General features: G+C 69.8%; 7 protein-coding genes. All 7 read right to left on the reverse strand.

The window, feature by feature from the left end:
- Positions 1 to 388 (reverse strand): sensor histidine kinase N-terminal domain-containing protein (locus AC1D12_RS24630; RefSeq protein WP_477843464.1); only part of this gene is annotated, 388 nt, incomplete at its 3' end.
- Complete coding sequence (locus AC1D12_RS24635; RefSeq protein ID WP_047509476.1) at positions 385 to 1,059, reverse strand: response regulator transcription factor; 675 nt, start codon at positions 1,057 to 1,059, stop codon at positions 385 to 387. The genes AC1D12_RS24635 and AC1D12_RS24630, both read right to left, overlap by 4 nt.
- Before the next feature lie 30 nt (positions 1,060 to 1,089).
- Positions 1,090 to 1,491 (reverse strand): type II toxin-antitoxin system VapC family toxin, encoded by a 402-nt coding sequence (locus tag AC1D12_RS24640; protein ID WP_477843466.1) that lies wholly within the window; start codon positions 1,489 to 1,491, stop codon positions 1,090 to 1,092.
- A 3-nt stretch (positions 1,492 to 1,494) separates the two neighbouring features.
- Positions 1,495 to 1,770, reverse strand: coding sequence for an antitoxin (locus AC1D12_RS24645; protein WP_477825945.1), 276 nt, complete (start codon positions 1,768 to 1,770; stop codon positions 1,495 to 1,497).
- A gap of 94 nt (positions 1,771 to 1,864) precedes the next feature.
- Positions 1,865 to 2,344, reverse strand: a complete 480-nt coding sequence (locus AC1D12_RS24650; protein WP_047593315.1) for a VOC family protein — start codon at positions 2,342 to 2,344, stop codon at positions 1,865 to 1,867.
- A 69-nt stretch (positions 2,345 to 2,413) separates the two neighbouring features.
- Positions 2,414 to 2,992 (reverse strand): hypothetical protein, encoded by a 579-nt coding sequence (locus AC1D12_RS24655; protein ID WP_477825946.1) that lies wholly within the window; start codon positions 2,990 to 2,992, stop codon positions 2,414 to 2,416.
- Between the two features lie 10 nt (positions 2,993 to 3,002).
- A complete protein-coding gene (locus AC1D12_RS24660; RefSeq protein ID WP_477843468.1) occupies positions 3,003 to 4,634 on the reverse strand; it encodes a protein kinase family protein in 1,632 nt (543 codons plus the stop codon).
- Between the last annotated feature and the right edge of the window lie 305 nt (positions 4,635 to 4,939).

Genomic DNA, 4,939 nt, shown 5'->3' on the forward strand with positions numbered 1-4,939 from the left:
TCGGCCGGCCGCGCAGCGTGTCGTCGAAGAAGCGCCACTCGCCGGCGCGCAGCGCCGGGGCGTGCGCGAGCAGCGCGGCCTCGCCGCCGAGCGGCCGGCCCTGGGGGTCGCTGACGACGAAGGCCACGTCGTCGACCAGGTCGGCGCGCAGTGCACGCAAGGTCTGGGTGCTCAGCGGCAGCGTGGCCTGCCCGTCGTGCATCTCGAGGATGTTGGTCAGCGCGACCGCGGTGTCGGTCAGTGCGCGGTCCAGCCCGTCGAGCGCGGGGCGCACGGCGAGCGCGTAGACCAGCGCCGCGGCCAGCGGCACGAGCGCCACCAGCGGCAGGATCAGCCACATGAGCAGCGTGCGCCGCAGGCTGTGGGCGGGAGCGGTGGAGGCCGTCATGGTTCATCTCCGGTGTCGAGCAGGTAGCCCAGCCCGCGCACGGTGCGCAGGCGCACGCCGGCCGGTTCGATCTTCGTGCGCAGGCGCGACACCAGCAGGTCCAGCGCGTTGTCCGAGGTGGCACCGCTCCAGCCCGGCACCAGCGCGACCAGCTGCTCGCGTGGCACCACGCGCCCGGCCTTCAGCATCAGGTACTGCAGCACGTCGCACTCGCGGCGCGAGAGCTTCACCGGCTCGTCGCCCAGCCACGCCCGCAGCTCGCGCGGGTCGAAGCGCAGCCGGCCGACCACCAGCACTTCGGCCTGCCGGTTCTCGTGGCGGCGGGCGAGGGCGCGCAGCCGCGCCACCAGCTCGACCGGCGCGAACGGCTTGACGAGGTAGTCGTCGGCACCGACCTCGAGGCCGTGCACGCGCTCCGCCACGGTGTCGCGCGCCGTCAGCATCAGCACCGGCAGCTTCGAGCCCTGCGCACGCACGCGGCGCAGCGTCTCGATGCCGTCGATGCCGGGCAGGCCGATGTCGAGGATCAGCGCGTCATAGTCGTCACGCAGCAGCGAGGCCGGCACCGGCTCGCCGCGCGGGCTGGTGTCGACCCGCCAGCCTTGCGCGCCCAGCACGCCGGCGATCGACGCGGCGAGGGGCTGGTCGTCCTCGACCAGCAGGATCAGCATGGGAGAGCGGCTCCTGGCGACATGCGAAGGTCAGCGCTGAATCCAGTTGACGACTTTCAGCCCCGGCACCTGTCGGAAGTGCTTCTCGTTGTTCGTCACCACCACCGCCTGCAGCGCCAGCGCATGCGCCGCGATCATTTCGTCGAACTGGCCGATCGGGCGACCGGTCAGGCGCAGGTGGGCACGCAGGGCTCCGTGGCGGTCTGCCGCAAGCTGGTCCCACGGCTCGCAGCGCACGCACGCCAGGAATTCGTCGACCAGCGCTTCAAGACGGCGGGYCGGGGCCACCAAGGCGACTCCGAAGCGCAGTTCGGAGTAGGTGACGGCAGAGATGCAGACATCTGCCGGGTCGAGGGCTGCCAATTTGCTGTCAGCGTCGGAGTGCCTCTTGATCACCGCGCTGCAGATGTTCGTGTCCAGCAGATAGAGCATCCATCACTCCTTCCAGTCGGAGAACGGATCGCGCTCCTGCGGTACGGCGGATCGATCGGCAAGGAAGTCATCCGGAACGACTGACGGGTCCTTGTCTCGCAGCTCGAAGAAGTCTGCCCAGCTCTTGGCAGGTCGGCTGGACAAGACCACGTCACCGGTCCGGGGGTCGCGTCGGACATACACCTCCGGCACATCGAAGCGAAACTCCGCCGGCAGTCGAACGGCTTGGCTGCCGCCGTTCATGAAGATCCTGGCCGTCTTCGCCGCATCGTTTCTCATGAGGGTGTCTCCGAAAATATATACACATGTAGATACTAACGGGGCGCACCCTGTCGTGCAAGGCGGCGCACTCCATCGGAATGCACCGCTGGACTCAACCGCGCCGCGCCTTCTCGATCGTCGCGATGTCGATCTTCTTCATGCGCATCATCGCTTCGAAGGCGCGCCCGGCCGCCGCGCGATCGGGGTCGGTGAAGGCGTCGGTGAGGGCGCGCGGCGTGATCTGCCACGACAGGCCCCAGCGGTCCTTGCACCAGCCGCACTGGCTTTCCTCGCCGCCGTTGCCGACGATCGCGTTCCACAGGCGGTCGGTCTCGGCCTGGTCATCGGTCGCGATCTGGAACGAGAACGCCTCGCTGTGCTTGAAGGCCGGGCCGCCGTTCAACCCGATGCACGGCACCCCGGCCACGGTGAACTCGACCGTCAGCACATTGCCCTGCTTGCCGTCAGGGTAATCGCCCGGCGCGCGGTGCACCGCACCGACCTTGCTGTCCGGGAACGTCGCTGCGTAGAAGGTGGCGGCGTCGAGCGCCGTGCCGTCGTACCAGAGGCAAATGGTGTTCTTGCTGACCATGTCGCGGCTCCTGCAGGGTTGRACGAGGCCGACAGTATGGCCTCTCGGCGCGCCCGCAGGATCAGGCCGTCATGCGTTCAGCAGCTTGCGGCCCGCGATCACGTCGTCGAGTTCCTTCAACAGCGCCGCCTTCATGCCTGCCGATGGATTCCACGGCGTCGCCGCTGCCTCCTTCGCGGCATCGAGCCAGCGCCAGCCGGCGCGGCCGAAGCGGCTCGCGGCAACCTGCAGCCGCAGGCCCTGCGGGATCCTGCCGGCCGCCTGGGCCGCCCGCAGCCGCGACTGCAAGGCCTCGGCCCAGTCGAACAAGGCCGCGATCTCCGCGCGGGCCGGCACGGGGTCCACGTAGGCGCCGCCCCAGGGCAGCTGGATGAAGAGCGCGATGCCGTCGGCGACCAGGTAGAAGTGCGCCGCCCAGCTGTTGCTGCCGTGGCCGTCGAAGCCGACCAGCGCGTAGTCCTCGGGACCAGGCCGGGCCTCGACCTCGGCCAGGAAGTGATCGATGTCGTACGGCGACGAGGCCACCGCCCGCGTGGCGAACCAGCCCGCGGCCTGCGGTTTCAGCGCCGCGGCCAGCGCGGCCGGCATCGGCGGAAACGGCAGGCTCTCAGCTTCGAACAGCGCCTGGGCGGACTCGGATGCATTCATGGGGAAGATCTCACCAGTTGTGGTTGGCATGGTGGCGCTCGCGTCCGATGTAGCTGTTCTCGGCGGTCAGCAGGGCCTGCACGCCGGGTTGCTCCCAATCGTCCGGGTGGATGATGTTGCCTTCTGTGCGCAGCTTCGCGATGTGGTCCTTGACGCCCTCATGGCGCGCGATCGCTGCCTGGATCTCGGGCTCGCTCAGCTTGTTGCCCAGCATCGCACGGATGTCGCGCGACGTGAGCGAGTTGATCGCGCGTGCCATCTCGGTGTCGACCACCGGCGGCAGCGCGGTGCCGCGGAAGCCGTGGCGCATGCTGTCGTTGTCCACCCACTGGATGCCGGCCGGGTCCGTCAGGTTCTTGCCGAAGCACTGGTCGTTGTCGATGCCCATGACCTTGGCGGTGCCGTGCGGCTCGGGCTTGGGACTGAAGTCGATGAAGTAGTTGTTGGCATGGCGATCGCCTTGCCCGGTGATGTGGTCGAGCAGCTGCAGCTTGGTGACCTCGGCCGCCACGACCCCGCGTGCCAGCGTGCTCGCCTCGATCTCCGCGGCCGGCTTGCCAGTCGCGAGATCCATGACCAGGCCGAGGTCGGGGTCGACGGCGCCGCGCCCGGTGTCGATCACCGCCATCCGGGTGCTCGGGACCACGTCGAAGCCGAGCTTCTTCGCGACATCGACCGTCGCGATGTTGCGCATCGCGATCTGCGGATCGTCCCGCGGGATGCCGGTCGCCGCGGCGACCCAGCCTTTCTCGATGCCCCCGAGCGGCTTGAAGACGCCGTTGAACGCCGTGCCGTCGGGATTCTTCAGCTTGACCTGGAAGACGGTGTTGAAGGCGCCCGAGCCCAGCTTCTTCGGCGGCTCGAGCACCTGGGCATTCGTGAACGCCGGCAGGGTGTCGCCGGTGACCTTCAGGTTCAACTGCTTGTAGAGGCGGCCGATGTGCCGGGCGAGCGTCGGGACGTTGGTGGCCTCGCGCTGCTCCTTGCGGAACAGTTTCTGCTGCCCCTGCGGCACCTTCGTCTGGATCGGATACGCATCGACCTGCTGCCCCAGCGCGGGGCCGGGGCGTTGCGGGAAGCCCTGCGGCGTGGGCTGCTGCCACCGGGCCGCGGGGCTGCTCCATGGATTCGGCATGGAGGGCATCGCCGGCATCTGCAACGGCGCCTGCTGCAGCTCGGGTGGCTTCGGCGGTCTCGGGGGCACCGCCGGGCGCGGGTTCTGGTGGGCCTCCAACGGTGTCGGCCACAGCTCCGGCGGCTTCGGCGGCAGCGGTGGCCGCGACGCCACCGCCGGACGGGGGTTGCCCCACGGCTGTGCTTGCGGCATCTGCATCGGCATGGCCATCGGCGTGGGGTCGGGCCGCGCCGCTTGCAGGTCCCTCGCGGCACCGAGCACCCCCCGGAACGCCGCCAGCCCGACCCGTCCGGCCATGCCGCCGGCCACCCGCAGCGCATTGCGGCGTTTCAGCGGCGATTCGGGCGTGGGTGGTGTGAAGGGCGATTGCCGGCCACCGCCAGTGGTGCGCTCCGGCGACAGCGCCCGCCCGATCGCACCGGAGTCGAGCCGGCTCAGGATCCGCTCGAGGCTCGGACGCTTGCCGATCGTGCTCATCGCGCGGCCTTCCATGCAGGAAGGGGGCATCGCTTCGCTGGTTCGTTCACTGTCATCATGGGTCGCCTTTCGGGGCTTCCAGGATGTCGCGGCGAGCGCGGCCCGGCCGACGCGACGGCGAAGCGCTGTCACGGTTTGCGAAGGCCTGGCGATCGGGGGCGTCGTGCGCCTTATGGCTTGCGCCGTCGACCGCTGCCCCGGCAGGCCAGYACCGCAGCGAGGCCCAATCCGGCGGCCGCCAACCCCAGGGTCCAGGTCGGCAATGGCAGCTCCGGCGGCGGCACCGGCGCGAGCGTGCCGCCGGTTTGCGCTTCGAGCCACGCCACGAAGCGGGG

This window comes from Rhizobacter sp. P1_G5 (assembly GCF_056405435.1).